This is a genomic window from Paenibacillus sp. FSL R5-0908 (genome assembly GCF_038006245.1).
GTDB classification, from domain to species: Bacteria; Bacillota; Bacilli; order Paenibacillales; family Paenibacillaceae; genus Paenibacillus_AQ; species Paenibacillus_AQ odorifer.
Genome location: NZ_JBBOUV010000001.1, coordinates 4,207,668 through 4,232,894 on the forward strand (window position 1 = coordinate 4,207,668; position 25,227 = coordinate 4,232,894).

A 25,227-nucleotide genomic window follows, 5' to 3' on the forward strand; every position below is an offset into this window, starting at 1 on the left:
GCCTAATTCAGATGTGCATATAGTTCCGCCGCTGGCGGTAAGGGCACAAGGGGTGAATCCATTTTTTCCGTTGGAGTCGTTGGAGGCGTTGTTGGAGCTCCAGAGGTCTCATAATTATGAGACAAAGTATTGATTCGTCCCGATGTACCTACCTGAAGAACCGAGGAATTAGAGATAGTGCCGATTTTTAGATTATAGATCGATATGCATTGATACACCGTAATGTTCATTTAAACCCCACCCTTAAGGAGGTGATACTTGATCCACCACATCTGAATCCATCGTATTAGTACTACTGGCCGCATTATTCGTTATATTCGTACCTATGGAGTCACCAATGGAGAAGGAGTTGGCACCGGCATAAATTTTAGAGTTGCTGCTCAGGATAACGGATGCCGTATTTCCTACTAAGACTGTGGAGCTTGGGCCTACGCTATTGATTTTAATATTGCCGATGATTGAAACCACCAAACCACTCCTCCTTCGGAATGATAAGCTATTCTATGTAGATATTCGCCCAGATGTCACTGAATAAGTCAAACGCCCATACAATAGATAAAAAACCGTAGGAGGCGTAGAGCCATGAGTCCCAATAAGACGAACCCTTTAGATTGGATGAATGAAGATCCCTTTTTTAAGAAAAAGTTATCCTTGAAAGCTCTTGAAGAGCAGTGGAAGTTGGATCCTAACCAAATTGACGGGTATGTCGAAAAAGTAATCCGTGAAGCAACTGCAGCGACCTCCTCTTCATTTATGAACGAAACCTCAAGTTTAAGTTTTGAGCATATTGACACTCATAATCACCTGATTACCAAAATTCGTATTCCGAGCGGAATCCACCCCGAAAGTATATGGGCACAAATCAGTCGCACACAAATAAAATTAACAGGTTTAGGAAAAGATCATAGCGAGATTATTCAGTTGCCAGTTCCCGTCATTCCAGATCAGAGTAGAGGCACTTATAAGCAAGGTTCCCTGCAATTCAGAATGCCTAAAATGTCAGCGGGAAGATTCAAAGATATCGACATCCGTTATTTATAAAATATTCCTTTAAAATCCACCTATTTTACTCGTCCAAGTGCCCCATTCCCCCTAAAAAAACGCCTTAAAATCAAAACAGCGTATAATTTAAGTTATACGCTGTTTTTTAAGGGTGTTTTTTGGCCCTTTTTCTTCCGATTTCTATTCTTTTCGCTCTTCGAACTTTAAGTTCCTCTTGGTCATAAGATGGAGTATTAAGAGTAAAGGTGGGGTCAAATCATGTCTAAAAACAAACGCGGCAAAGCACTTTGGCGCATTCCATCCCGGGCCAGAGGAACATGTCCTATCTGTGGAAGCACACGTATTAAGCTGTTGTACTTCGGGAAAGGCATTTCAGGTGAAAAGCTTAACGTATGTAAGAAATGTGATGGGAAGCAAAAGGCATGAAAGCACTTAGCAGATAATTCACAGAACAGGTTACCAAATAAAGTGCGACCTTAACCTCGAACCTAGCCTCGACAAAAAAGCTATCGCACTTTGCTTGGTAATCCTTCACTTTCAAAAACTTTTATAGTTCAATCCGATATCGTCTTTCCTCATTCGTTAGAATGAATCCGACAGATTCATATAGCCGTAATGCAGAATCATTTTCCGTAAGCACCATCAGACATGCCTCTTCCAGTCCGTGGGTTCTAAAATAGCTCAATGCTTGAAAAAGCATGTACTTAGCAATTCCGGATCTTCTCCAAGGTTCAAGTACAAATACATTCTCGATGTAGCCACCCTCCTCTTCCTGCCAGACCATTAAGCTACCCGCAACCTTCTCTCCTTCTCGAACAACAAGTGATGTCCAGAGCCGATTTTGTTTAAACTCAGCTAACCGTTCTTTTCCTAGCGGAGTTTCCGGCCAAACCTCAGCTTCTAATTCCAAATAATGCGCTTCTTCTTCAGGCGTCTCCATATCCCAGGTTGCGAATTCAAACGCCTCAGCCAGAGTGGGTTCAGACAAGCTATCACTAAGATTGTGTTTCATCTTAAATAAGCTATTATAATGAGAGAAGCCCTTCACTTTTTCGAAAAATTGAGTATTCAAGACCTCTGCCGAATCGTTCCCTACACATAGAGTGGTTTTGTACTCCTTCGATAACGTTTCTTTTAATTCAAGTGCTCTTAATAAGAGTGACTGATACACTTTTTCTAATAAATCATAATCGCCTTCACGTTCTGGTATTGTTTTTAAGTTCAGGTAGATCGAATGTCTGCTATCCTTGGAACGGCCGGGCGGCACAATATTGATGATGCTCACTTGACCTTTGGCCACCATTTTACCGTCCTCGAAAGCGCAATATACATTTTCCCAATTTTCCTCATTACCAACCCACCAAAAAACAACATTCCCCTTTGAAGATACTGAGTTATAAAGTTCACCAAGTAATGGCATGTCACCTTGTTCAAAATGACGAATAGTAGTCAATACAAAACCCCTTTTCAAAACATTAATATGGAATATATTTATAATAACATGCATGTCCACGCTTTATTTGGTAATGAATTGTTATAAATAACTTCTCCTTGTTGTAACATTTTTCAGGAGAACCCTGTCTTACTTATATAGGGGGACTGAAAGATGAGAAAACGATTTTTTATAGGGATTACGATATTTCTGATTGCTTGTGGAGTTGTTCTTGGTATAGGGACGATATCAAATCTTCTGAGTCCGTTTAAAAGCTTCTCAGTCATCGTAGATAATCAATCTGATGTTGAGATTAGCTCTATCGAAGTAGGATTAATTCGTGCAGATTCAAAGAAATTGTATACAAATCCAATAAAAGCAGGACAAAAGAAAAAATTTAAACCAAAATTGATTTTAAAAGGTGAAGGTGCTATATATCTTCGATACACCAACTCTAACGGACAGTCTAAAGAACAAACCGTATGCGGTTATACCGAATATTTATCAGGTCATTCCAAAGTCACGATTACTAATGAACGCACAACCGTTGTTCAGCAATGTAATTAAGTTTTTTAATTTGGAAGATGGGTCAGGTCGAATCCTAGAGGGAATACTTCCTCAAAGTTATCTTGCTTTTCATATAAGCTATACCAAGTTTCTGCAATAACATCAGGATCACCAGCTGTTCCAGCTTGTATCATTGTCCCTATGGAAAGATGGCCGACAAATACTCCTTTATCTATTAACTCATTGTGTAAAGCATTAGCATAATTTCGTATACCGGACATAACAATGCCGCCATTTCCTACAAAAGGTAACGGGAACATAGCAGAAATACCAGTGGTAAAAAGAATGGCTCCTGATCCTCTATGGATCATATCGGGTAATACTTCATTAACTGAAAGAACGGCGGGCAGCAAGTAACTGTTTATTTGTTCCAACACACTTTGAGGTGTAGTTTCCAGCACATGAGTGAATTTATCCCACCCTGCATACGGACTGAACTCTAGTACATCGATTGAACCAAACTCTTTTATTATCGCTTGAAAGACTTGTTTTAGAGCTGCTAAATCTGTCACATCCGCTACAAAAGATTGTGCTTCAATATTAAGTTTCTTAAGTTCACTTATAATCATTGATAATTTCTCGGGATTGCGTGAAATGACAGCCACCCTAAATCCATTAACTCCGAATTTTTTAGCTAGAGACAATCCTAACCCAGGCCCTGCACCAACGATAACAATATTTTTCATTTTTGATGAACTCCTTTTCTATGATATATTAAAGTAACAGCTGTTGCTTTAATTGCTAATATACAGCTACTAATTTAATGTATCAATCAACAATCAACCTGCAAATGTTGCTATAGCAACAAGATTGCTAAATTGTTGGGTAGGAGCGAAGTAATGGCTACTAAAGTAAACAATATTCGGCTGACACAGACTAAACAGTCTTTAATTGACTCCTTTTTACGGTTAGTTTCCCTGAAGGATTTTGAGAAAATAACAATCGTCGATATAACAAAGGGAGCTAAAGTTAATCGAGCCACGTTCTATGCACACTTTAATGATAAATATGAATTATTGGATTATATTATGGGTGATTCGGCATCCGCTGCTATTGTAAAACATACTGAAGGAGAAATTAAATTCGATCAAGAAGGTATCATTCAACTCGTATTATCGGTATTCGATTTCTATCAGCAACCGAACATACAATGCCGCAGCAGTTATATAGGGATGATTGTCCCTCAATTGAAAGAGAAGATTATAAATGAACTGAAGGTTCACTTATCTAACGCTTTAGGAGATATTTACCCATATAACGAGAAAAGTTTTTATGTACCGATCATCGCACAAATGATCCATGAAGGTGTCTATCAATGGGTAACAGGGAATAATACTATAAATCAACAAGAAGTCGCCGAGAGAATTTCATCATTAGTCGTACGCGGGCTGCAATCGTGAGTTAAAATCAGAAGATTCCTCAGACCTTTCCGCTGCATGACACTAAGGGGCCGAGCTCGTCATTTACAGACGAACTCGGCCCCTTGTGATACAGAATATTATCTGACCGTGCAATACATCAATCGTTTACACATTCCCCGAAAGATTTAATTGCCATGACACACCAAATTGATCCGCCACCCAGCCAAATTTCGAACTGAATGGATATTCGCCTAGTGGCATGAGCACCTGTCCACCCTGGGATAATGCTGCATAAACGCGGTCAATTTCAGCTTCACTTTCACAATTCACATATAAGGATACCGCTGGAGTAAAGGTGAATCCATGCTTCACGTAGCTATCTATACACATAAAGACTTGTCCATGTAATGAAAAAGAAGCCTGCATGACACTCCCTTCAGGTCCTGCTTCGTCTGCTCCATAACGTTTAATATTGATGATTTCGGAGTAATCAAATAAAGAAGTATAGAAATTCATAGCTTCTTCAGCCTTTCCTTCGAACATTAGAAAAGTCATTATCTTTTGATTCAGTTCCTTCATAATTGTCCAGCTCCTTACAGTCATTTTATACGGATCATCTCATATCATTAACGCTTTCGTATACTTTCAAACGGGCATATACGGTTTCAAGAACGGGATACGCAACTTGACCAGGTACAGCCATCGCCAAAAGTGCACCATGCAGATGCTCAGCTTCCACTGGCAGATGTTTAAGCATATCCCTATGCATAGAGGAGGTAAATTCGGGCAGCACCGAATCCATCTTTTGCATCGTGACCGATACCATATCTGCTCCAACAGACATACCTGCACTTTGCGCTATACTCACGATCTCATTCAGAAGCTGCTCATAAATAGCACGCGCTGTAGGTGAGGCTAAAATGGGTCCAACCGAGCTATCCATTAAAGTTGTAATCCCGCTTAAACTAGCCACGAATATATATTTCTGCCACACTTCGCGCTGAATATCAGAACTTAGTATCACAGTGAATCCTGCTTTATCCAAATGACTGAGAAGTTTCTGCGTTCGTTCTGACTCCCCACCTGCCCATTCCCCAAACACAATACTATGAAAAGAACTACTTTGTATGATAGCCCCATTAGAATCTAACGTTGTTTCGATATAACAAAGACCACCCAGTACCTTTTCTGCTCCAAAATGCTGCTGCAAAATACCAAAATGTTTATACCCATTAAGGAGCGGGAGAATCATTGTATTTTCACCGACGAAAGGGGTTAGATCCATCATCATTTGAGGTAAATGATAGGCCTTCACTGCAATAATAATACAGTCAAACGGCTCTGCCTTCTCCCTATATGTAATCGTCCGAACGGGAGTCTGAAAGTCACCATGCACACTTTTTATTGCCAGACCCTCATCTTCTAACTGCTTTTGTTTAGTAGAACGGACTAGAAAAGTTACATCTTCCCTTTTTTGAACCAGACGCCCTCCAAAATAACCACCAATAGCTCCTGCACCCACGAATAGAAAACGCATGTAAGTCTCCCCTTTTTTAACCTTATTTTAAACAAATAAAAAGACCGCTTAGCTTATCCGCTAAACAGGTCCGAATGGCAAAAAAAGAGTCAAGTATCGACCGTTCTTTTGTCTCGGTCCATACGGATCTGAGCAAAATCCAACGAGTTCACCTCCATGGCTACAAATAAATTACTATTCATAAATCTGATCCATCTAGAGCGCCATTCGATTCTATCGATACAGCCTCCCTGGAAAGTATAACAAAAGAAAAGCTTAAAGCCTAGTTTTAATCCATAACTTGGAGATGTCCAGAAACCCGAAGGAACCGGTGTGCAGACCAAACAGACTTTGATTTAGCTGAGCTTTTTTATTCATATGACAGCCATGCAGCACCCAATAATTGTCTCGTAAAATTCCCTCCGCTTGATTCAGCAGCTTCACCCGTTCATCCTTTGGAGATTCTGTGAAAGGACCTAACACCTTTGAAAATAATGAAATCTGGTCGTCTCTAAGCAAAGAAAATAAATAATTAGATTTATTATTAAAGTAGTTAATCATTCCCCATTGCCAATCATCTTCTAACACCTCTTCAGCAAGCTGAATCTCGGCTGTTGTCTGTATATGATCTGCCTTAAACTCATTGAAAAAGTATAATTTAATTTGCAAACCAATGGAGCCAGCGCGTGCTTGGAGCCATAAAGCTTCTTCTCGTTCTTCTTTTTTATCCTTAGTCGCTAAAGTAATGACTTCTCCCTGATACCCATTTTCCACTAAAAGCGCTTGGGCATGTTCCAAAGTTGGATCTAGAAGCTCTCTCTTACTGCTCTCCCATGGCAAAAAGCTATCTGCTGGAGTGATACGATTGCCACCCAACTCTTTTATTAAAGCCGTTCGACTGTAAAGGATACGGATGATTTGGCGAAACCATAGCTGCTGATGAATCCCCTCTCTATGAAAATTAAACAGAATATATCTGCAGCCTAAGGCCGGGTAATCTATACTGTGATTGCTGATGATATCAGGTAAAAGTTCCCCATGTTCAGGATCTGGCAGCTGGTATTGGCGTTCATTAGAAGCTTCTTTTGGCAAATACCAAATCTCAACACGATCCAGGAGCGGCCGAATTCCGAAATATAAATCAAAAGCTGCCAGCACCAATACATCCTCATTTAAATCCAATAAACGGTAGGGACCTGTACCGCTCACTTCACTAGTGATGTCTATATCGTATGGGAGAATGGACATGTGAATACAACTGAACAGATGCAGAAAAAAGAGATTTGGACGTGACAGCACAAACCGGATTCGATGATCTCCTTCAACCTCTACTCGTTCGATATCCTTATAAAGGCTAACCGCAGGGCTGTTCAAGTCGATAAGGCGTTGCAGCGTCTCTTTTACATCTCTCGAGGTCATGATCCTTCCGTGATGAAATCGCACCCCCTTGCGGAGGTAAAAAATATAACTTGTATGGTCCTCATTAGCTTCCCACATATGGGCCAAACCAGGAAGAAAGGTATCGGTCGTTGCGTCATAAGTAACTAGTGTGCTATAGATCTGACCCAGCAAATAGGATTCAAAAGCGGTGTATACATAAGCAGGGTCCAGTACTTCCATATGCCGGTTACGGGTAATCCGCAGGACGTCCAGCCCTGAGGTTGACTCTGCTTCACTACGGAAACCCATCTGTTTATTTAACATCGTTAACAATCGTTCCTTTAAGGGACCGGTCACCTGATCGCTGCTCATCAATTCGATAGCTTCTTTTATCTTGCCTTTACTGACTAACTCCTGAAAGCTATCTTCGAATACCTCATCAATACTTTTTAAAAAAGTAAGTTGAGAGATATGCCCCCTGCCTCTCCCCGGCTGCCATTGAATATATTCCTGCTCTTCCAGTTTCCGCAGCACGAATTTAACATTACGTGGAGTGCAAATCAGGATCGAAGCCAATAAATCTATCGTCACAGGAATTGGTTCATTCACTTTGAACGAACTAGTAACGCCTGCTGCTAAACATAAAAAATGATTACTTATCTGGTCCAAATGGTTCACTCCTTTAAAGGTGAAATGGTCAATGTAATTCTTACACTTTTCCTTCCCCCTTTTATCATTATAATTATACATAAATCAACAAGAAATATGCAGCAACAATATTAGAGCAATAAGACTAGGAGATCGTAATCATTATGAATCAGCATCTAAGGCACATTCACCCTCTAGCCTGGACAATTATCATCGGCACCATGTTCGGACGTCTGGTGACCTCGATGAGTATCCCGTTCTTATCCATCTACCTAACCCAAGTTCTCGGAGCTTCCCCGACACAAACAGGGATTACGGTCGCGGTTAGCTCGCTGGCAGGTGTATTGGCCAGTTTTTATGGCGGTTATATTTCTGATATTGTTGGCCGCAAAATCGTGATGTTAATCTCGGTATTTGGCTGGGCGGCCGTCTTCTTCGGATTCTCAGTGGCTCAACATCTATGGGTATTTTTCCTGGTGAACACCTTGAACGGCTTATGTCGATCTGTATTCGAGCCTACTTCACGGGCTCTTTTGTCCGATATTACACCACCCGAGAGCAAGCTGCTTGTCTTTAATCTTAGATATGCAGCCATTAATCTTGGTGTAGTATTTGGTCCAATCATTGGTCTACAGCTCGGCTCTGCGGAATCAACTTTTCCTTTTCTAATCGCCGGAATCGTATATGTTGCATACGGAATTGTATTATTCATGCAATTTAAGGCACATCGTTCAAGCATGCCCGCCCGTACACAAGCTCAAGCACCACGTTTACTCGAAGCTTTGACAATCACCGGTAAAGACCGTGTGTTCCTACCTGTACTTCTGGGTACCATCTTTTGTGTGTTAGGATACGGTCACTTCGGCTCAACAATGGCTCAATATTTAGCGATGAACACACATTTCACCAATGGCGGGCAATTGTTCTCCTATATGCTGTCTTTGAATGCTATAACCGTGTTAGTAGTGCAATATCCCATTGTACGAACGGCAAGTAAATTTCCACCGATTGTCCCTTTAATCCTTGGGAATATCTGCGTTGCACTTAGTCTTCTCTTAGTGGGGCTTGCTGGTGGTGTGGCTCTACTAATGATCAGTGTAGTTCTGTTCACTATAGGGGAAGTCTTACTCTTTACGATGATGGATATGTTGATCGATCGGATTGCCAAACCTGAAATGAAAGGAACGTACTTTGGTACGATTGGCTTTAATAATTTAGGGAGTGTTATGGCACCTATCTTCGGGGGTGTGTTGTTAGACCATTATGGCGCCCAGAATGGCCTTACGATCTTCGTACCGCTGGCTTTAACAACAGCTTTTGGTCTTCCTTTTCTTCTCGTAGCGCACAAAAGACTTGTTGCCAGAGAGAAATTAACACTTAGTGTTGAAACCAAAGCGTTAAAAGGATAACTTATCCAATTAAATACATTATTTTCTGGAGCATCCTCATCTCAGTTAACATAATCATTGTTATGTTAACTGACTATATGAATCAATTCATTTATCAGAAAACCGGGACCGTATCTTTGCAGAATATGCAATAGCTACGGTCTCTTTTACATAGAAAAAACGGTTAATCATAGATTCCCTGCAGAAAACTCAACTGGTCTTTCACATATTGCCTTAGCTCTAAGGGCTCCATGATTTCGGAATGTCCTATTATGCTCCAGATATTAGCACATGCACTTTCATAACCAAACATATTCACTTTTAAAATGAATCCATCCCCTTCTGCCCTCATTTCCATGACCTCTAGCTGAGATAAAGAAGACATTGTTCTGTTATCAGCTCTGATCACAACAGGATAGATCTCTTCTTCTTTACAAGCTTGCTTAAAAACCTGTCCCTGCTGCTTCCAGTGCTCTTCTAATGAAAAATCCATAGGTATACAGTACTCTTCTTCCACAAGCTGCGTAGAGGCAATTCGCTCACATTTAAACGTGCGGATGTGCTTAGCTTCTTCACAGTAGGCTATAAGATACCATTCCTCTTTTTTCACCACAAGACCATAGGGCTGTAATTTCCTGTATGATATTTCTCCGCTAACCTTTTGGTACGCAATCTGTAGTTTCTGAGATCGCCAAACGGCGGTCCGAATAGATTCCAGACAGGGAATTTCTATTCGTTCTGTCCACCAAGGTGTGTCATCAAAATAAAAGCGTTTTTGCGCTTTCTGAATGTCAGGTTGGTAGGATGCGGGCAATATTTTTTCTAATTTCAACAGCGTCGTCTTCAGCTTAAGACCAGATTCAGAATGTCCCCCAGAATAGATGCCCATACCTGTTAAATATAGATTGATTACATCTTCACCATGTAACTGCTTCAGGTTAACTGTGTATCCCTCCATTAAAGAGATGCCACCATTCGGTCCCGACATAGACAACAAAGGAATTCCAGCTTCAGCTAGTACATCAATATCTCTATAGATTGAACGTACAGAGGTCTCCAAGGCTTGAGCTAGTTCATTGGCCTTCATTTTCCCTCTCGACTCCACTAATAATAAAATAGCAATCAAACGATGCAAGCGCATGAGAACCTCCGAGCTTTTCTTTTTTTATTAAGTATACTTCAAAATTCTTGCCATGATGTTGTCAACAATAACAGGTTATGATTAGTTCATTACATAAAGGGAGCTGAAACATATGAAAATTGCCGTATTAGGAACAGGGTTCGGAGCTTATCATGCAGAATTATTGACGAAAAATAAGCATGTAGACAAAGTTATTGTTTATGGTAGAAATGAAGCTAAGCTGCAAAATTTAAAACAAGCGTTAGGCGTTGAGATTACCACAAATATAGAAGATATTATGCTTGAGACCACGATTGATGTAATCGATATCTGTCTGCCCGTGACTTTACATAGACAGTATGCCGTTGAGGCGCTTAAGCATGGAAAACATGTATTCTGTGAAACTCCCGTATGCTTTACCATTGAAGATGCCCTTGCGATGAAGGAAGCAGAACAATTGTATGGCAGACGAATTCTCGTGAACCAATTTATTAAATTTGATCCTGCGTACAAATATTTATACGAAACCACTTCTAATGAGAAATATGGAAAGCTTTTAGCCTTCACCTTAAAAAGAGAAACGTCTCCTCTCTGGGGGGATCTCGGACTTCATTCTATCTCCACAAATCTGATGATTCACGAACTTGATTTTGTGACTTGGCTGCTTGGATCGTTAAAAGAATACTTTGTGTGGGGAACCGCTGGTGGACGAATTGAACAAGCTTTAGTACGTACCCATTTTCAGAAAACGAATGTCTCCGCAGAGATCGTTGTTTCCTCACAAATGCCAGCTGGTTATCCTTTTACGGTGGGGTATGAGGCTTATTTTGAACAAGGAAAACTTGTCTATCAAGAAAGTGACGACATGAACGGCACGGTTGAAGGATCATTAATAGAATATACCTCTGCAGGTAAACAGCAACAATTGATAGAACAAGCTAATCCTTTTGAAAAGAGTATTACGCATGCTCTCCAATGCTTAGAGTTGGGTACTACATCAATAATCGAGTTAGACTATGCCTTACAAGCTATGGAACTAGCAATAAAAATAGAAAAAAAGCTTGTGTAAACATAAGGGTTGGTGTAGATATCCTTTTTCATGGGTTTTGTTTGTATGGGCGTAGTATTTATGGAATTACTAGATAGTAGCTAGGGTGAGGAATAGGTTTTGAGTTTTTTGTTGTGAATTTTTCATATGTTGAAATTGTAGAATAAAGTAGTAAATTTAGTCCTTTTTGGTACGCATGCTTAGTTCTTGTTCATAAAAGCTGTTATTTTACAGCATTTTGGAGGGATTTCATCCTGGGATTAAGGTCGTTCAATTAGAGGATAAATTAGTTATAAAACCAGCAGCAGTCTTGGACTGGAAAATGAAGTCCTATCTTTACTCCACCTCTATTTACTTTTCCCATTTAAAGTACAAACCTACATCACGTTATTCTGCCCGTTAGCTGAACAGGCTGCCCATGATCTCGGCAGCCTGTTGTCATTGTGCTATCGTGCCCCATTAGCGTAATCGCGAGATTTATTAAATCTAACGATTAGTTTCAGAAAACTGAATCGATTGGATTGTATCAGTTGATGGGTCAAATTGGATTTATACAAAAACCCCAAACTCGTTACCTGCTTTGCTTCTAATCCATAGTTTGAATTTCTCTTCAGACTTTTCCGGTGTTAGTTCAGTACGACCAATGTGCTTATAATCAATTATGACTGCATTGTATCGTTTTTGTGTTTCCTCTACTGCAATTTTGCCCCATTTTGCGTATTCAGGCGCAGCCTCTACTCTAACAGTGGAAAAAATAAGTATCGCCAAAAATGATATCAGTATTTTTTTCATAATAACCGCCCATCTGGAGAAGTTTTCAGTAATATCTCCCACTTTATCCAAATGTATTCTTAGACAACTTAATGCCAGCGTGCAAGACCTAGATTTAGGAAAGTCATATATAATAAAGGGTTCCTGTGGAACGAATGTTTTAAATCGCATTGTTACTCATGTGGCATCTTGTCCATATCCATATACAACACACTTTCACTCCTCCTTAAATGCTGATACCTTCATTGTATTGAATTCATCAACTCATAGTAATATTTAGAATCACTAGTCTTATAAAGGCTATACCAGGCGTCTAATGTTTTTGAAGAAAACACATCCAAAGCTTTCAAGATCTGTGCAGAAAATTCCAACGGAGCTATTCCAGATGCTGTGATCAGTTTTCCATCAGTTACAGCAGACTCCATTTTGTAATACTTTTCTCCTGTATAAGTGGGACAGATCATTTTAAGGTATTCCAGATCATTGCTTGTATGCCCACGTGAATCCAGCAATCCTGTCCGGGCAAGTCCCATTGTCGCACCACAAATCGCTGCAACCCATATACCTTCCCTTAAACACCTCTCAGCGATTTTTAAGAGGGGGTGGTGAATGGTTTCTGTCCATGTATCTCCACCGGGTAAAATCAATAGATCTGATCTTTCAATACTGCACTCATCCAATTTGATGTCAGGCAGTATTTTCAATCCGCCCATTGTAGTTACTGGAGTCTTATCAATTCCCACGGTAACTATTTTTGACGGGGCCAGCCCCTTTTTATAATATCTTCCCGATTTCAGTTCGGCAGTTACGTAGCCTATTTCCCAGTCTGCCATTGTGTCAAACACATAAAGATATACCGTATTATTCATTTGCAAGTTCTCCCTATTTTACGATTCATCAAGTGATACCAACCATCGGTAATCAATGATTATCATCATTATAAAATGACTTCACTGACATCCGCTGTCAGTGAAGTTATTAAAGTTGATAATATTCCATTAACTCCGACACCACACCAACAAGTTTTTCCTTCAAACTCTGTGGTTCGATTACTTGAATGGATTTTCCGTAGGATAAGAGAAAATTAGGAACATAGGCATGAATTGATTTTTCCTCAAGTAAAAAGATTGCTTGATTTGATGTGCGCTCTTTCAGATGATGCCCTAAAAACCAATGCAGGCATAAGTCATCCAACGCCTCTGACCTACCTTCGATAATTAAAGCAATTAACCCGTCCTTGCCGACTAAATCAGGTAATAGATTTTGCAAAAAAAATTCCCGAGCCAAAAAAGCTTCGGAACGTTTAAATATGTTTTGAGTCCGCTTGATTTGTAAAATCCGTTCCACCCGAAAGCTGCGGATCTCATTTCTCAGTTGGCAAAATGCAACAATATACCATTTATTGTTCCAGTACACCATTCCATAGGGATCTATCACCCTAGTCTTGGGTTGATCATCACGGCGTGTGTGATAATCAATTTCTACAGAGAATTCGTTTGCTACAGCTTGCTCCAATTCCGCTAATACTGGCTGAATAGAAGGGTCTCCCCTACGGTTTATAACTTCAAATCCAGCTAAATGACGGCTGAGAACACTTTCCTGTTCCTGATTAGAATACATTTTCAATTTGGATGTCGCATTACCTAGTGCCTCACTCAAAGGGTATCCGGCTTCTTTTGCAAAAACAGCAGCATGAAGAAGTGCTTTTTTTTCTTCAATATCAAATAGCAGAGGTGCTCTGATAAAATTATTCAGTAAGCTATACCCGCCATTATGACCAGTGTCGGATATTATAGGCACTCCACTGGCACTTAGCGCATCAATATACCGATAGACTGTCCTTATATTTATTTCTAACTTTTCGGATATTTGTTTTGCGGTCATTTTAACACCCGAATTCAGCATCCATAGGATTGCCAGCATATTATCGTTTTTTGGCATCACATATACCTCATCTTTTATTAGGATCGCACTAAATTATTTGCTTTGCGAATCGCCTGCATCCCTTTATTCATCAATCTTTCAGCCTTTCAATCCTCACTTAGCAATCTATAAACAACAATCTGCAATTTTTAACATTGCTGCTCTTAGCTCAACCCAACAATCTACTTTACCACAACTTGTGATACAGTTCACCGCGCTGTTTGTAACGGTAAGTTTTTGGGCCATCCTTTGCAGAATGCTCTTTCTTTGATCCGCTAGGTTCCAATTACCCTAACCGCCGTTCAGGAGACTAAAGAATATACACAGCATATATATCACCTGGAAGAATGGATATTTCCAGTTTCAATAAACTTGAGTGATGCGTATAGCCTTTACCAAGTAGACAGTTGATAACGCCTTTACACAAAAACAAACTTACCATGCGTCTGCTCATGAGCAGTAACGCACGGTAAGTTCCATCAATAATAACTCTTTATTTGGTAATATGTTGTATTTTTATGAAAATATCTTCCTTCTTCATTTATTTATGCCGTCATCAGTATTTAAGCTCAATATCCTTCCACATGGTATTCCCATCCTTGTCGAAGCCTGTCATCTCGGTAGCGCTCATCAATTCGCCTGTTTTGACATCAAAGAAAGCGCTCATTCTCAAACTGTCATTCTCACGATTAGGAGAATTCGGCGAGATACCCATAACTCTTAGCAGCAGACGTGTTTTGGAGGAGTTAGGATCAGTATTATACCCGCTGATAGTAAAATGATACCCCTTGATCCAGTCATCTGCTATAGCAGGATTTCCTGGTTTCATCCCCAGTCTCTCAACAGCTTGTTTAACTGCATCGGAAGAATCAATTTGAATATCAGATATCGCATACTGTCCTTTTACAAGTAAATTCTTATCGTGCCTTTTCACATCAGTCTTAATGGCCATTCCATTATCGATCTTGATATAAATAAAAACATTCCCTTTCTTGCTGCCAAATTCGAGATTCCAAGCATCTCTTGTTCCATCCGAACCATCGGTTCGTTCCTGGGAAACAGAAGTGTCATCCGTGCTTGTAATGTTAATAAGTAATGGCTCTTCTTCCGTCAGCTTCTTCGCCTCTGAGTACCCAAGGCGCAGTGCCTCCATCGCGGTTACACTCTTCTTTTCATTGGTTCCCTTATTCGTTATTGTGGCAGCTGGTTTCTCTGTCTCGTTAATCATCTCACTGGTTGTTGTGACGGCCTGTTCCTCTGATTTGTTAGAAGAGCCGTCGAAAAAAACATTTTTCATACTGAAGAATAGAACGACCATAATTACAATCAATGTAATTGAGGCTATGCTAACATATTTCTTCTTACGCAAGGCTGCTTCTCCTTAGTTAATAAGTATAAGAAACTTTGGTTACGCCATAATTAACTGCTGAAGTAGTATCCGTACTGTCCACACAATGACGATTAAATTTTCCAATTTTTAACACACCAAAATCATACAATAATGTTTCTTTAAATGCAATTTTTGTCGCATATTTTTAAAATAATAGATATTATTTACATTAACTCGAAACGAAATTGATCCTAGCTCACTGGTTTCAAGGGTTAAACTCGCTCCTATTTATGATACAGTTCACCGAGTATGATCTTAAACTAAGCTGCCCGTAAGCTGAATAAGTTAACAGTCATTCCCTCGAATCCTTTGATAGACCTCCGCATAGGAAAACTTAAGTTGTACTCGCAACCATTTATTTTCTTCTTCGTGCTTCTTCATCTTTCGTTTTAACAACGCAATGATGGCGTCCTTGTTGTTTTCATCTATCTCCCGCTTAATTTGTTTCGGTGTCGGCACTTGAGCTTGCTGCTGACGAAGCGATTCAATGCGCACACGTATCTCAGGATTGCATACTCCGGTAAGCACTTTATTATTCAGTCTAATACTTGTTTTCATCGAACGCCAACAGATAATTGCTTTTCTCCGCCTCATGCGTTACACTCTTTATATTGACAAATTTGCAGGTCTATAAAAAAGGAGGTCAACTCGCCCATGTGCCCCCGTACCAAAGAACAAAATGAGCTCATACGCATGCAGCGCAGAGAACAAATCCTGGACTTCGCCGCGCGCACCTACTTCCGTACAGGCGGAAGCTTTGATATTCGCGACGTCGCCCGCGAGGCTGGTCTCGGTTATGGCACGGTATACCATTATTATCCCAACCGGCATTTACTAATAGAAGATGTGCTGAGCAGCGGCTTCGAGCGATGTGAGCAAACCCTGACTCAATGGGCGAACATCAGCCGGGACACCCCAGACGACAGGCAGTTGTTAACGTATTGCAAGACGTTACTCCGGTTGTGGCAGTCAGATGCCCGCGCATATCTCGTCTACAAAATGGCAGCGGAACATTTTACAGGCTTGCCAGAGAAAGATCGGCACCCTGCCAAGAGACGATTCATGGAAAGACTGTATGTTCCACTCCAATCGACTATCCAGTACGAAGACGACAGCATCAACCTTATGCTTGCCGTGTTGGTCGGCTGCTGCGGGCTGCACTACTATGCCAACAATTCCGAACTGGACGTCGATCGAATCGCCCAACTCGCGATGCAAGCCATTACAAAGGAGTCCTGAAACAAACATGGTTATCTTAAAAAGCAAGTATGAAATCGAAGCCATCCGCAAGGCATGCCAGGTTGTGGCCGAATGCCATCGCACAATTGCCCCGCTCATCAAACCGGGCATCACAACGAACGAGATTGAGCGCATATTCGAGGATATTATTTTGAAGCACGGCGCCAAACCCTATACGAAGGGCTACAATGGCTATCAATATGCGACCTGTGCCTCCGTCAACGATGTAATTGCACATGGCTTCCCTACAAATAAGCCTCTTGAGGAAGGCGATATCGTGACGATCGACACGGTAGCGGAGCTCGACGGCTGGCTCGGCGATTCAGCCTGGAGCTATGCGGTCGGGAAGATCTCACCGGCGGCTGAGAAGCTGATGCGCGTCACGAAGGAGTGCCTTGATCTCGGCATCGCGCAGGCACAGCCCGGCAATCGGCTTGGAGACGTGACGAGCGCAATCCAGCAGCATGCCGAATCGAACAACTTCGGTGTCGTGCGCGACCTTCTCGCTCATGGCATCGGTCGTGACCTGCACGAGGAGCCTACCTATATGCATGTCGGCAAGCCCGGCAAAGGCCCCCGCATTAAAGAAGGCATGGTATTCACGATCGAGCCCATGATCACTGAAGGCACCTACAACATGACAATTGATCAGGACGGCTGGACCGCCCGGACGCTGGACCGCAAGCTCGCCGCCCAATACGAGCATACGATCGCCATCACCGCTGAAGGACCACAAATCCTGACCGCGCAATAGAACAATTAGAAGCCGACCAACGAGAGGGTCGACTTCTTTTTTATTTATTGAGCAGAAAACGAATGGCCCGCGGACCGATTGAATTCTTAATGCGAAAAGGATACTAAACTTAGGAACAACAAAATCCCCCTCAATCTGAGGGGGGTTCTATCGCAATGCATTACGTTTCTCCTAACATTTCCTACAAACACTAATGATAGATGAAGATGACGGAGAAAACGGCGTTTTATCCCAGTCAGCATATTGATGTTCGACGCGAAAGCCGTGACGGGTTAATAAAGAATGTAGCGTATTCGGATCCGTGAACCGACAAGCAATTCGGGAAGTCGTTCGCTTATACCCCCAATCACGCATCGTGACCCAATGCATGATATGCTGGCCAGCATCGTAACATTGGGTGCCTGATATCTTGACGTTATTTCCATCCTTATCAATAAATGATCCCCATTCTGTCTCCTCTTGATCGGATAAATCCGTTCCCTCCGGATTACGGGTCTCAAATGCAAAGATTCCATGAGGTTGTAAATGTTTGTGAACGGTCGTGAGCAAATCGCTTTGATCTTGATCACTTAAAAATGCCTGAAAAGCATTACCAGTCAAATAAATCATCGAAAATCGCTTGTCCGATTCGAAGGTACGGGCATCACCTTCCATAAAAGTTACAGTCAGCCCTTTCGCCTTCAACCGCGCATAAGCAATCATCGCTGAAGAGATATCTACACCGGTCATTGTTATACCGGCTTTCGAGAGGGGGATCGTTGTTAAGCCTGTACCACAAGCAAGTTCTAACACTTCCCCAGGACTCAATCTGGCAAGCTCAAGATAGAACTGATATTTGTCCATTTCACCGTCAAATTCAAGATCGTAATTTACCGGATCTTGAAATTCTTCAAGATTGCTATGTTCAATCAACACCATTCCCCCTTTCATTCCTTGTTATAATATAATCGAAATAAATGCATCGACAGCCATCGCGCTTAACAGTATTTTACTATTTTTTTTGATAACACGTTTGGTGATAAACGGTTATAATCAATTTTTATCAAACATACCAGTCCTCGTTAGTTCAACCATGAACGTTCCATTTCATATTTTATAAAATATACTTTCACCATTGAGGAAGGGGCGACAATACTCAGCGCATAATTTGGGCATTCTTTCACGCATCCAGTCATGAACTTGTACATTCTCTATCTGGAAGACGTAATACCCAATAATAGCGACCAACATTAAACCTTCCAACTGCTGTAGATCTTTCACTGTATTTTCACACTCTCTGTAATACCCCTTTAGGAAAGTATCTCTTCGATCGGATAGCAGCATCATAGCTCCCATGGCTACATCAAGTAAGGCATAACCGTTACCGAAAAAGCCAAAATCGATGAAACGCACCTTTCCTTCGGTTGTGATGATGATATTACCCATACACAAATCCCCATGAATAAGGTCCGGGCCAGCCTCCCCGCCATGGTCATCTAACCGGGAGTTGATCAATTGCAGCGTTTGTTCAATGACATTAGCATCAGAAGGCGTAAATAAATTCTTTTTCACAACCGAATGAATCACACGGATCATCCGTTCATTATAAGCTTTACCTTGACTCGGTCGAATCTCCATACCTGTATGTTCGTACTGCCGAAAAAAAGTATACAGTTCTGCTATTTGAGATCCCAGTTCTTTTACCAGTTCAAGATTGTTAACATCATTCATATTCATGTCTCTTCCATCCAACCAGGTGAGGACGGAGCAGTTTAGCAGTTCACCTTCGTATTCAATGATCGTAATAAGTTCACCCTCATTGTTTCTTACGGGAGTCTGTATTTCGTTGCTGCTCCAGCTTCCCAGCTTCTCAAGCATTTGCAATTCTCCAAGAATGCCGCTGTATGTATGTTGCAGACCTTTCATGTCCTCTATAGAAGGTTCATGAATGCGGAGTAAATATGATTTTCCCGTTCTGTCTTTAACACGATAGGTTGTACTTCTACAACATTTTTGAAATATCCTGCCTATAGCTTGACGAAGCTGCCGGAATGATTTTTCGCGGCAGCTTCGTTGTGAAAGGATATTCAGCTCTCAGTTTCATTAGTCCAACCAAACTCTTTTATTTCTTAGTGATAGGCACCCATATTTCACTTTTAAAATTTGGCGATGTGATATCTTTGTGCTCATTCCATAGAATTTCAGGCCCTTTAATCAGCTCATATCCCGATGACGGAGCCCATTCCGAATATATTCGCCCCCAGATCTCTTGTAGCGCACTCGGAAAAGAGCCGACGACTGTGAATACAGCCCACATAGAGGCCGCCACTTCCAGCTGATCCAGGCCATTCCATGCATCTTTCGTAGTGGCAACGCCAATATAATGATCGAACTCTCCTTTTTCCTCCATACGTCCTTCAGAGAAATTTGTAGAGGCGCTTATAAATCCTGAGGGCTCAACATCAGAAAATCTCTTCATCTCATCAATCATTTCCGGCGTCAACCCTTCATACATCGACGCAATCTCCGGATTGACCCCTTGGAAAATGATTGGAACCCGTTTTTTTATGCCCACGATGCGAAAAGATTCTTTATTTTCAATACGATAATTCATTTCATTTCCTCCTTTAATAGTCAGCTGAAACGACATCCGAGGGAACGCCTTAAGAGAATGTCCATGGACCCGAGCTTCCGAAGGACTAACCCCATGCATGCTATGGAAAGCCCTAGAAAAGGAATCAGGCGAATTATAACCATACTTCAGAGCGGCATCGATAATTTTGATATTACTTTGTGAAAGCTCGAGTGCTGCCAAAGTTAGACGTCGACGCCGGATGTATTCCGACAGAGAAATGCCTGCTAGGAAGGAAAACATACGAGTAAAATGATATTCCGAACAGCAGGCTATTTTCACAACCTCCTGATAATCAATGGGATTTGTTAGGTTCTCCTCAATATAGCTTATTGCTTTGTTCAGTTGTACCAGCGTATCCATGACGTTTCCTCCCCTCGTTAATTAAAGGTTATCAGAGAAGGTTTTTATCTTCCCGACTTTATCTGCACGATTCTGTAGGGTTTTCATGTTTCGATGAACAGAGACTCACTACGAGGAGTTAATCTCTTCTCACAAGAAGGACTACTTTTTTTGAATGTCGAGATGATAGTTAACATAATCATAATTATGTTAACTATCATCTGAAGTGCATTCAGAAGCTCGATCGTCCACTCACTTTCACAACCTTTTCATAGCAAGAGCAAAACGCTCTATCGTCTCTTTTGACAACCCCTTTACGTTCTTATTTTTTCCTTTTACCATCCGCAGTACAAACCGGTCTAGCAAAGTTAGCTTCTCTTCATAGATCTCATCTCCAAAAACTTCTTTCGTCACCGATTGGTCATATAACACTTCTGGAAATGCAGATTTCAATTCTTGTGAGGCTTGTTCACCTGTTGCTCCTGCACAAACAAACAATCCTACTCGTTTTTTCCCTAGTTCATTTTGATATTTTGCTGTAAAATCAGTCATTTGTTTTTGGATTTTTCCATAATAAATAGATCCTCCCAAGATGACCGTATCATATCGTTCCAGTGTCGGCTCTTTAGCATGCATCAGGTTAACTACTTCGGTTTCTTCGCCCAGTTGAGATTTTAATAAATAAGCCGCTTTCTCCGCACACCCATATTTCGAGGTAAACATAATTATTGCCTTCATTCTAATCGCTCCCTTCCGCTCGCTGGTCACTTATTATCTTTAGGGTTCACGTACATGCTTTAACAAAATAACCATACAAGCAGCAATAGCAACAGCCATCGTCGGAAAAATAACACAATCGGCTATAGACACAGCCACATCGCTATAGATCATTGCCGCCAGCATTGCCGTAATTGCTAGCAGTAATGTAACTCCTTTAAAAACAACGACAGTTGCCAGTAGGTACCCAAAAGGTTGTCTACGAATGACCATAATCCCCGTTACAATTGCTAATGGGACTAAGATCGCAAGATCCAAAACTTGAATTACCAACGTACTATAGTGCTCTAGCCCTTGTGGCGGTGTTCCCCCCAGTAGTGAATTCAGTATTTTCCCTAGCCAGAGCAATAAAATCATAAAAGCAATAACCATTAGTGAAAAGCCGATTCCTTTAGAAGGTACACTGTTTTTAAAGTAAGTATGTATGGATTCTTTATCAAAGGAAAATAAAGCTAGGATGAATGCGAAAAAACTTAAAGAAAACAATAGCACATAAACTAAAAACAATGAATTGTACATCGTCAGAAAGCTGTAGGATGCGTAAGTATATAAAAAGTACCCCAGAGTGCCCGTAAGGAGCATCCTACCCTTTATCGAGCCTTTAAATGTCATGATGAGCGAACTGAGCAGTAAAGGTATGGCAAAAAATAATGTAACACCATCCTGTGCTTTAGCTTGTGCCGCCGCAGAGACAGAATCATGGCTGTACACTCCTGACCCCTGAAGCTTTACATCCTCGCCCCATATTGACGTAAAAGTATATTTTGTTCCATCCCTTATCCCATCTGAAAACAACCCAACCGCTGTTGCAAACACTGCAATAACCGAAATCAACACCGACAGCACTACGACTTTCCTTATATGTTTTATAACAACCTCCCCCTCCCTTCATGAAAATATTTAGATTTTACCTGGAGGCAATAGCAACCATTGAATCCAAATGACATGAAATCAGAGCTTCGACATGATCATCAGGCAGATCTTTTTCGACAAGCAAACGCATAATTAAACCGAACGCTGCACTCCATATCACCTGAGCAGTGAGTTCTACGAAAGCTTCTTCACGGTTTTTTTGCGCTTCAAATCTGAGCAAGCCCTGGCAGAGCATCCCAATCGCGTTACGTTCCTGTGCAGCTCCTCTAAATAGAACAGCTGTGTAACTAAGAACAGCAGGTGTATTGTTTAGCATGATATTCTGGTATTCTACACCCGTAGAAAGAGACATCCTGATGAACTTCTCCAATGATCGTTTTAAAAGTGTATCTGGAGGTAATTCCTGCTGTACCTCTTGTTGCACAGACTGAAGCTCAGTAAGCATATCCGTATATTTTTGTTGCAAATAGCTCTCGATAATCTCTTCTTTGCCTTTAAAATAATGATAAATAATTCCCGGAGAATATTCGATTTTCTCAGCGATTTTTCGGATAGAGAGCTTCTCTATTCCCTCTTCAGCAATCAATAAAGCTGCATTTTGCAGGATCAGATTTCTCATTTCTTCACGCTCACGTACTTTTCGTTGTTCTTTAGTCATAAATTTGTCTCCTCATAAGTTGAACACTGTTTAATCTTTGAACACTGTTTAATATATATTTCGGATTAGTTTTATGTCAATATCCTTAGTCACATGTATTCCCCTCCCCTAATGTACTTATCTGGACATAAAAAATCCGCCAGTCATTTAGACTGACGGAACCTTTAATTTGTGAAGTTAAAGGATTACAGACAGAGGGTTTTAGTAATGATAACTAACAGGATAAACAGAACCAGAATAGCTCCTGTGGAAGTGAAACCACCGTATCCACCTGCAAATTCGCCCATTGTTGACTCCTCCTTTGTAATTGAGTACATCATAAGATATGCAATATTGCCCTCACTGACTGGGTATTTTGAACACAAAAAATAAACCAACGACCCTTTTTATGGTGAATGGTTTAATAGGTTAACATAATTAATATTATGTTAACTAAAAAGAGAGAGCATTAGATGCTCCCTTCATTACAATTCGTATTTGATGTTAGTAGTAAGCTCCTTAGCTAAAAGAAACCAGCAATATAAGGTTTTTTATTTCTTAATCCTATTAATAGTTAATGTGTTGAAGTATTGGCTGGGGTTGCCTTGTTGTGGATTAAAGCGCTCTTGAAACTCTCCATGGGTATAGTCCCCGATCACTTTATGCCAGAAATCACGAGCAGGTGTATTCGCACGGACTTGTGAAACCTTCCATTCCCCAGAGTACATATCAAAGAGCTTATGCGCAGCCCATGTACCTACACCACTTCGGCGGTATTTTTGCATCACAAAAAACTCAGTCATATAAAACTGGCCTTCAGGATTACGCAATAACCTGTCCACCAAAGCAAAACCAGCAATATGCCCGTCCACCTTAAACAAATACGCTGATTTATTATTTCCGCTACTCCAATAAGCTTCTAGACCCGGATAGGCTGGAAATACCCCGTCTTGATTGACATCAAATTCTAAATAACGGGTGAAATCATATAGGTAGAACTGCATTAATCTGCTTATAGTATGCTTACGTTCTTTGGGAACCAGCTCAATTTCAAGTTTCATTATGTGCACCTCTGACATTTATGTTTACTTCACATCATAAAGCTTACCGGCATCAGGAGCAAGGCTCGGCCCTAGTTTTCCCTTCATTCGAAGTCCAATCTGGGACAAAACATGTTAAGATAGAAGGAAGAGATTTTATGCAATCTATGGAAAAAGGTGAATCACATGAGCGTTCAAAAGAACGATGACCGTAAAAAACTTGATCAAAAGCTACCCCTCATGCCCTGGTTCGTTCAGCAGTTTATTGATTATAAACGCCCAGATCTCTCCCCTTCCACACTGCTGGAGTATATCCGGGATTATGAATCTTTTTTCGGCTGGTTGCGTGCAGAGGGCTTATCTCAAGCTGGCTCAAATACCGAGATCACGCTTCTAGAATTGGAAACCCTACATATGGACAGTATTGTCGGATATCGGTTGCACCTAACTACTCGCGCCGAGGGAACGAACACTCGTGTTACTGTATCCCGTAAGTTATCTGCATTACGCTCCTTATTTCATTATTTAAGTCAAATCGCCGAGGATGAGAACTTTTATCCATTGCTTAAACGCAACATTATGGCTAAGGTTGAGGTCAAACGAACACATAAACCAAAGGATACTGCCGCTAAGTTAAAGGGTAAGATTTTGGAAGATGAGGAATTACTGGAGTTTGTGGGGTACATTTATGAAGGTTATGGACGGGATGTCGAGGGCAACAAACAGGCTTATTATTCGTTTCAATTAAATCACGAGCGCGACGCCTGTATTGCCAGCTTGATTCTGAACTCTGGCCTGCGTGTATCTGAGGTAGTTAATCTAAACGTAGACGATTTGGATGTTAACAACAAGTTGCTCTATGTTACCCGCAAAGGGAATAATGACGAAACGTTTAAGACACCTGTCTATTTTCGAGAGCAAGCTAAAGATGATCTAGCTCTTTATCTTAGTCTGCGCCAGTCTCGCTACAAAACACCCAAGAGAGAAAAAGCCTTGTTTATCTCTCTCCCTAACGGGCGTCAAGAAGGCAAACGTATGACCAAACGTGCGATTCAAGAAATGATTATTAAGTACGCTAAACGCTTTGGTAAACCATATCTTACGGTTCATAAGCTGCGTCATTCTTTTGCAACAGATTATTATCTGCAAAATGATATTTATAAAACGAAGGAACAGCTCGGGCACGCATCCACCGAAACAACTGAGATCTACGCTCATCTAACGGATAAAACGATGTCTGAGGCGATTGAGCGGCGTGTCGATAATTAATTATCACCAAAGGGAGTTTATACTTCGGATGAGTAGCCGCTCTTCGCTAGTGCAGAGTTGTTATCGGACTCAGCTGACCTTAAACGCAGGATTATCTCACATTTGGATTGCCAATGGACCCCAAGGTCGCTATTGGCCT

General features: G+C 41.1%; 30 protein-coding genes. 9 read left to right on the forward strand and 21 right to left on the reverse strand.

The window, feature by feature from the left end:
* Positions 1–2: 2 nt before the first annotated feature.
* Together MKZ09_RS19205 and MKZ09_RS19210 are read right to left on the reverse strand one after the other, a co-directional pair.
* A complete protein-coding gene (locus tag MKZ09_RS19205; RefSeq protein WP_076200923.1) occupies positions 3–230 on the reverse strand; it encodes a spore germination protein GerPB in 228 nt (75 codons plus the stop codon).
* A 13-nt stretch (positions 231–243) separates the two neighbouring features.
* Positions 244–468 (reverse strand): spore germination protein, encoded by a 225-nt coding sequence (locus tag MKZ09_RS19210; protein WP_036687577.1) that lies wholly within the window; start codon positions 466–468, stop codon positions 244–246.
* 114 nt (positions 469–582) lie between these two features.
* Between MKZ09_RS19210 and MKZ09_RS19215 the strand changes: the two genes are divergently transcribed.
* Entirely contained in the window at positions 583–1,041 is a 459-nt protein-coding gene (locus MKZ09_RS19215; protein ID WP_076200921.1) for an Hsp20/alpha crystallin family protein, read from the forward strand.
* 219 nt (positions 1,042–1,260) lie between these two features.
* Positions 1,261–1,428, forward strand: coding sequence for a hypothetical protein (locus MKZ09_RS19220; protein WP_169744777.1), 168 nt, complete (start codon positions 1,261–1,263; stop codon positions 1,426–1,428).
* 121 nt (positions 1,429–1,549) lie between these two features.
* On the opposite strand, the gene MKZ09_RS19225 is transcribed toward MKZ09_RS19220, so the two are convergent.
* Positions 1,550–2,422 (reverse strand): GNAT family N-acetyltransferase, encoded by an 873-nt coding sequence (locus MKZ09_RS19225; RefSeq protein WP_081394149.1) that lies wholly within the window; start codon positions 2,420–2,422, stop codon positions 1,550–1,552.
* A gap of 186 nt (positions 2,423–2,608) precedes the next feature.
* On the opposite strand from MKZ09_RS19225, the gene MKZ09_RS19230 reads away from it, so the two are divergent.
* Entirely contained in the window at positions 2,609–3,001 is a 393-nt protein-coding gene (locus MKZ09_RS19230) for a hypothetical protein (protein WP_076200919.1), read from the forward strand.
* Between the two features lie 5 nt (positions 3,002–3,006).
* On the opposite strand, the gene MKZ09_RS19235 is transcribed toward MKZ09_RS19230, so the two are convergent.
* Complete coding sequence (locus MKZ09_RS19235; RefSeq protein ID WP_076200917.1) at positions 3,007–3,687, reverse strand: SDR family NAD(P)-dependent oxidoreductase; 681 nt, start codon at positions 3,685–3,687, stop codon at positions 3,007–3,009.
* Between the two features lie 153 nt (positions 3,688–3,840).
* On the opposite strand from MKZ09_RS19235, the gene MKZ09_RS19240 reads away from it, so the two are divergent.
* The gene (locus MKZ09_RS19240) at positions 3,841–4,401 is read left to right on the forward strand and encodes a TetR/AcrR family transcriptional regulator (protein ID WP_076200915.1); all 561 of its coding nucleotides are present in this window, start codon (positions 3,841–3,843) and stop codon (positions 4,399–4,401) included.
* Positions 4,402–4,527: 126 nt separating this feature from the next.
* On the opposite strand, the gene MKZ09_RS19245 is transcribed toward MKZ09_RS19240, so the two are convergent.
* The 3 genes from MKZ09_RS19245 to MKZ09_RS19255 all read right to left on the reverse strand — a co-directional run bounded on the left by MKZ09_RS19245 (position 4,528) and on the right by MKZ09_RS19255 (position 7,927).
* Positions 4,528–4,941 (reverse strand): VOC family protein, encoded by a 414-nt coding sequence (locus MKZ09_RS19245; protein WP_076133718.1) that lies wholly within the window; start codon positions 4,939–4,941, stop codon positions 4,528–4,530.
* Between the two features lie 34 nt (positions 4,942–4,975).
* Positions 4,976–5,899, reverse strand: coding sequence for a ketopantoate reductase family protein (locus MKZ09_RS19250; RefSeq protein ID WP_076200912.1), 924 nt, complete (start codon positions 5,897–5,899; stop codon positions 4,976–4,978).
* A gap of 255 nt (positions 5,900–6,154) precedes the next feature.
* On the reverse strand, positions 6,155–7,927 hold the full coding sequence (locus MKZ09_RS19255; RefSeq protein WP_076200909.1) for an ABC transporter substrate-binding protein: 1,773 nt from the start codon (positions 7,925–7,927) through the stop codon (positions 6,155–6,157).
* A gap of 143 nt (positions 7,928–8,070) precedes the next feature.
* Between MKZ09_RS19255 and MKZ09_RS19260 the strand changes: the two genes are divergently transcribed.
* Positions 8,071–9,315 (forward strand): MDR family MFS transporter, encoded by a 1,245-nt coding sequence (locus MKZ09_RS19260; RefSeq protein ID WP_076200906.1) that lies wholly within the window; start codon positions 8,071–8,073, stop codon positions 9,313–9,315.
* 163 nt (positions 9,316–9,478) lie between these two features.
* Here the strand turns inward: MKZ09_RS19260 and MKZ09_RS19265 are convergent, their stop codons facing one another.
* A complete protein-coding gene (locus MKZ09_RS19265) occupies positions 9,479–10,435 on the reverse strand; it encodes a helix-turn-helix transcriptional regulator (protein ID WP_076200903.1) in 957 nt (318 codons plus the stop codon).
* Between the two features lie 112 nt (positions 10,436–10,547).
* On the opposite strand from MKZ09_RS19265, the gene MKZ09_RS19270 reads away from it, so the two are divergent.
* Entirely contained in the window at positions 10,548–11,483 is a 936-nt protein-coding gene (locus MKZ09_RS19270) for a Gfo/Idh/MocA family protein (protein WP_076200900.1), read from the forward strand.
* A gap of 528 nt (positions 11,484–12,011) precedes the next feature.
* Here MKZ09_RS19270 and MKZ09_RS19275 read toward each other — a convergent pair.
* The 5 genes from MKZ09_RS19275 to MKZ09_RS19295 form a co-directional block, all read right to left on the reverse strand.
* On the reverse strand, positions 12,012–12,254 hold the full coding sequence (locus MKZ09_RS19275) for a DUF3889 domain-containing protein (RefSeq protein ID WP_256719123.1): 243 nt from the start codon (positions 12,252–12,254) through the stop codon (positions 12,012–12,014).
* Between the two features lie 221 nt (positions 12,255–12,475).
* Positions 12,476–13,102, reverse strand: coding sequence for a type 1 glutamine amidotransferase family protein (locus MKZ09_RS19280; protein WP_076200897.1), 627 nt, complete (start codon positions 13,100–13,102; stop codon positions 12,476–12,478).
* A 109-nt stretch (positions 13,103–13,211) separates the two neighbouring features.
* Positions 13,212–14,174, reverse strand: a complete 963-nt coding sequence (locus tag MKZ09_RS19285) for a helix-turn-helix transcriptional regulator (RefSeq protein ID WP_076200894.1) — start codon at positions 14,172–14,174, stop codon at positions 13,212–13,214.
* Positions 14,175–14,712: 538 nt separating this feature from the next.
* Positions 14,713–15,525 (reverse strand): hypothetical protein, encoded by an 813-nt coding sequence (locus MKZ09_RS19290; protein WP_076200891.1) that lies wholly within the window; start codon positions 15,523–15,525, stop codon positions 14,713–14,715.
* A gap of 306 nt (positions 15,526–15,831) precedes the next feature.
* Positions 15,832–16,104, reverse strand: a complete 273-nt coding sequence (locus tag MKZ09_RS19295; RefSeq protein WP_076201357.1) for a transposase — start codon at positions 16,102–16,104, stop codon at positions 15,832–15,834.
* A 135-nt stretch (positions 16,105–16,239) separates the two neighbouring features.
* Between MKZ09_RS19295 and MKZ09_RS19300 the strand changes: the two genes are divergently transcribed.
* Positions 16,240–16,785, forward strand: coding sequence for a TetR/AcrR family transcriptional regulator (locus MKZ09_RS19300; RefSeq protein WP_256719122.1), 546 nt, complete (start codon positions 16,240–16,242; stop codon positions 16,783–16,785).
* 7 nt (positions 16,786–16,792) lie between these two features.
* Positions 16,793–17,539 (forward strand): type I methionyl aminopeptidase, encoded by a 747-nt coding sequence (map, locus tag MKZ09_RS19305; RefSeq protein WP_036687603.1) that lies wholly within the window; start codon positions 16,793–16,795, stop codon positions 17,537–17,539.
* 171 nt (positions 17,540–17,710) lie between these two features.
* Here map and MKZ09_RS19310 read toward each other — a convergent pair whose 3' ends face one another.
* The 8 genes from MKZ09_RS19310 to MKZ09_RS19345 form a co-directional block, all read right to left on the reverse strand.
* Entirely contained in the window at positions 17,711–18,451 is a 741-nt protein-coding gene (locus MKZ09_RS19310; RefSeq protein ID WP_081394128.1) for a methyltransferase domain-containing protein, read from the reverse strand.
* 174 nt (positions 18,452–18,625) lie between these two features.
* Entirely contained in the window at positions 18,626–19,549 is a 924-nt protein-coding gene (locus MKZ09_RS19315; RefSeq protein ID WP_076200887.1) for a phosphotransferase enzyme family protein, read from the reverse strand.
* A gap of 91 nt (positions 19,550–19,640) precedes the next feature.
* Entirely contained in the window at positions 19,641–20,513 is an 873-nt protein-coding gene (locus MKZ09_RS19320) for an AraC family transcriptional regulator (RefSeq protein ID WP_076200886.1), read from the reverse strand.
* A gap of 237 nt (positions 20,514–20,750) precedes the next feature.
* Positions 20,751–21,230 carry a flavodoxin domain-containing protein gene (locus MKZ09_RS19325; protein WP_076200885.1) on the reverse strand — a complete coding sequence of 160 codons (480 nt, stop codon included), beginning with the start codon at positions 21,228–21,230 and terminating at the stop codon, positions 20,751–20,753.
* 39 nt (positions 21,231–21,269) lie between these two features.
* Positions 21,270–22,115 (reverse strand): hypothetical protein, encoded by an 846-nt coding sequence (locus MKZ09_RS19330; protein WP_081394127.1) that lies wholly within the window; start codon positions 22,113–22,115, stop codon positions 21,270–21,272.
* A 61-nt stretch (positions 22,116–22,176) separates the two neighbouring features.
* Positions 22,177–22,800 (reverse strand): TetR/AcrR family transcriptional regulator, encoded by a 624-nt coding sequence (locus MKZ09_RS19335; RefSeq protein WP_076200883.1) that lies wholly within the window; start codon positions 22,798–22,800, stop codon positions 22,177–22,179.
* A 185-nt stretch (positions 22,801–22,985) separates the two neighbouring features.
* A complete protein-coding gene (locus MKZ09_RS19340) occupies positions 22,986–23,087 on the reverse strand; it encodes a sporulation protein YjcZ (RefSeq protein WP_197069683.1) in 102 nt (33 codons plus the stop codon).
* Between the two features lie 243 nt (positions 23,088–23,330).
* Positions 23,331–23,840 carry a GNAT family N-acetyltransferase gene (locus MKZ09_RS19345; protein ID WP_076099061.1) on the reverse strand — a complete coding sequence of 170 codons (510 nt, stop codon included), beginning with the start codon at positions 23,838–23,840 and terminating at the stop codon, positions 23,331–23,333.
* A 165-nt stretch (positions 23,841–24,005) separates the two neighbouring features.
* Between MKZ09_RS19345 and xerS the strand changes: the two genes are divergently transcribed.
* Positions 24,006–25,088: a tyrosine recombinase XerS gene (gene xerS / locus MKZ09_RS19350; protein WP_076200880.1), complete on the forward strand. Its 1,083-nt coding sequence runs from the start codon at positions 24,006–24,008 to the stop codon at positions 25,086–25,088.
* Positions 25,089–25,227: the final 139 nt, after the last annotated feature.

Coding starts and splice junctions, on each gene's coding strand:
- MKZ09_RS19205 (WP_076200923.1), bottom strand. CDS start 230: ATGAACATTACGGTGTATCAATGCATATCGATCTATAATCTAAAAATC.
- MKZ09_RS19215 (WP_076200921.1), top strand. CDS start 583: ATGAGTCCCAATAAGACGAACCCTTTAGATTGGATGAATGAAGATCCC.
- MKZ09_RS19220 (WP_169744777.1), top strand. CDS start 1,261: ATGTCTAAAAACAAACGCGGCAAAGCACTTTGGCGCATTCCATCCCGG.
- MKZ09_RS19225 (WP_081394149.1), bottom strand. CDS start 2,422: ATGCCATTACTTGGTGAACTTTATAACTCAGTATCTTCAAAGGGGAAT.
- MKZ09_RS19230 (WP_076200919.1), top strand. CDS start 2,609: ATGAGAAAACGATTTTTTATAGGGATTACGATATTTCTGATTGCTTGT.
- MKZ09_RS19235 (WP_076200917.1), bottom strand. CDS start 3,687: ATGAAAAATATTGTTATCGTTGGTGCAGGGCCTGGGTTAGGATTGTCT.
- MKZ09_RS19240 (WP_076200915.1), top strand. CDS start 3,841: ATGGCTACTAAAGTAAACAATATTCGGCTGACACAGACTAAACAGTCT.
- MKZ09_RS19245 (WP_076133718.1), bottom strand. CDS start 4,941: ATGAAGGAACTGAATCAAAAGATAATGACTTTTCTAATGTTCGAAGGA.
- MKZ09_RS19250 (WP_076200912.1), bottom strand. CDS start 5,899: ATGCGTTTTCTATTCGTGGGTGCAGGAGCTATTGGTGGTTATTTTGGA.
- MKZ09_RS19260 (WP_076200906.1), top strand. CDS start 8,071: ATGAATCAGCATCTAAGGCACATTCACCCTCTAGCCTGGACAATTATC.
- MKZ09_RS19265 (WP_076200903.1), bottom strand. CDS start 10,435: ATGCGCTTGCATCGTTTGATTGCTATTTTATTATTAGTGGAGTCGAGA.
- MKZ09_RS19270 (WP_076200900.1), top strand. CDS start 10,548: ATGAAAATTGCCGTATTAGGAACAGGGTTCGGAGCTTATCATGCAGAA.
- MKZ09_RS19275 (WP_256719123.1), bottom strand. CDS start 12,254: ATGAAAAAAATACTGATATCATTTTTGGCGATACTTATTTTTTCCACT.
- MKZ09_RS19280 (WP_076200897.1), bottom strand. CDS start 13,102: ATGAATAATACGGTATATCTTTATGTGTTTGACACAATGGCAGACTGG.
- MKZ09_RS19285 (WP_076200894.1), bottom strand. CDS start 14,174: ATGCCAAAAAACGATAATATGCTGGCAATCCTATGGATGCTGAATTCG.
- MKZ09_RS19295 (WP_076201357.1), bottom strand. CDS start 16,104: ATGAAAACAAGTATTAGACTGAATAATAAAGTGCTTACCGGAGTATGC.
- MKZ09_RS19300 (WP_256719122.1), top strand. CDS start 16,240: ATGCAGCGCAGAGAACAAATCCTGGACTTCGCCGCGCGCACCTACTTC.
- map (WP_036687603.1), top strand. CDS start 16,793: ATGGTTATCTTAAAAAGCAAGTATGAAATCGAAGCCATCCGCAAGGCA.
- MKZ09_RS19320 (WP_076200886.1), bottom strand. CDS start 20,513: ATGGATACGCTGGTACAACTGAACAAAGCAATAAGCTATATTGAGGAG.
- MKZ09_RS19325 (WP_076200885.1), bottom strand. CDS start 21,230: ATGAAGGCAATAATTATGTTTACCTCGAAATATGGGTGTGCGGAGAAA.
- MKZ09_RS19335 (WP_076200883.1), bottom strand. CDS start 22,800: ATGACTAAAGAACAACGAAAAGTACGTGAGCGTGAAGAAATGAGAAAT.
- MKZ09_RS19340 (WP_197069683.1), bottom strand. CDS start 23,087: ATGGGCGAATTTGCAGGTGGATACGGTGGTTTCACTTCCACAGGAGCT.
- MKZ09_RS19345 (WP_076099061.1), bottom strand. CDS start 23,840: ATGAAACTTGAAATTGAGCTGGTTCCCAAAGAACGTAAGCATACTATA.
- xerS (WP_076200880.1), top strand. CDS start 24,006: ATGAGCGTTCAAAAGAACGATGACCGTAAAAAACTTGATCAAAAGCTA.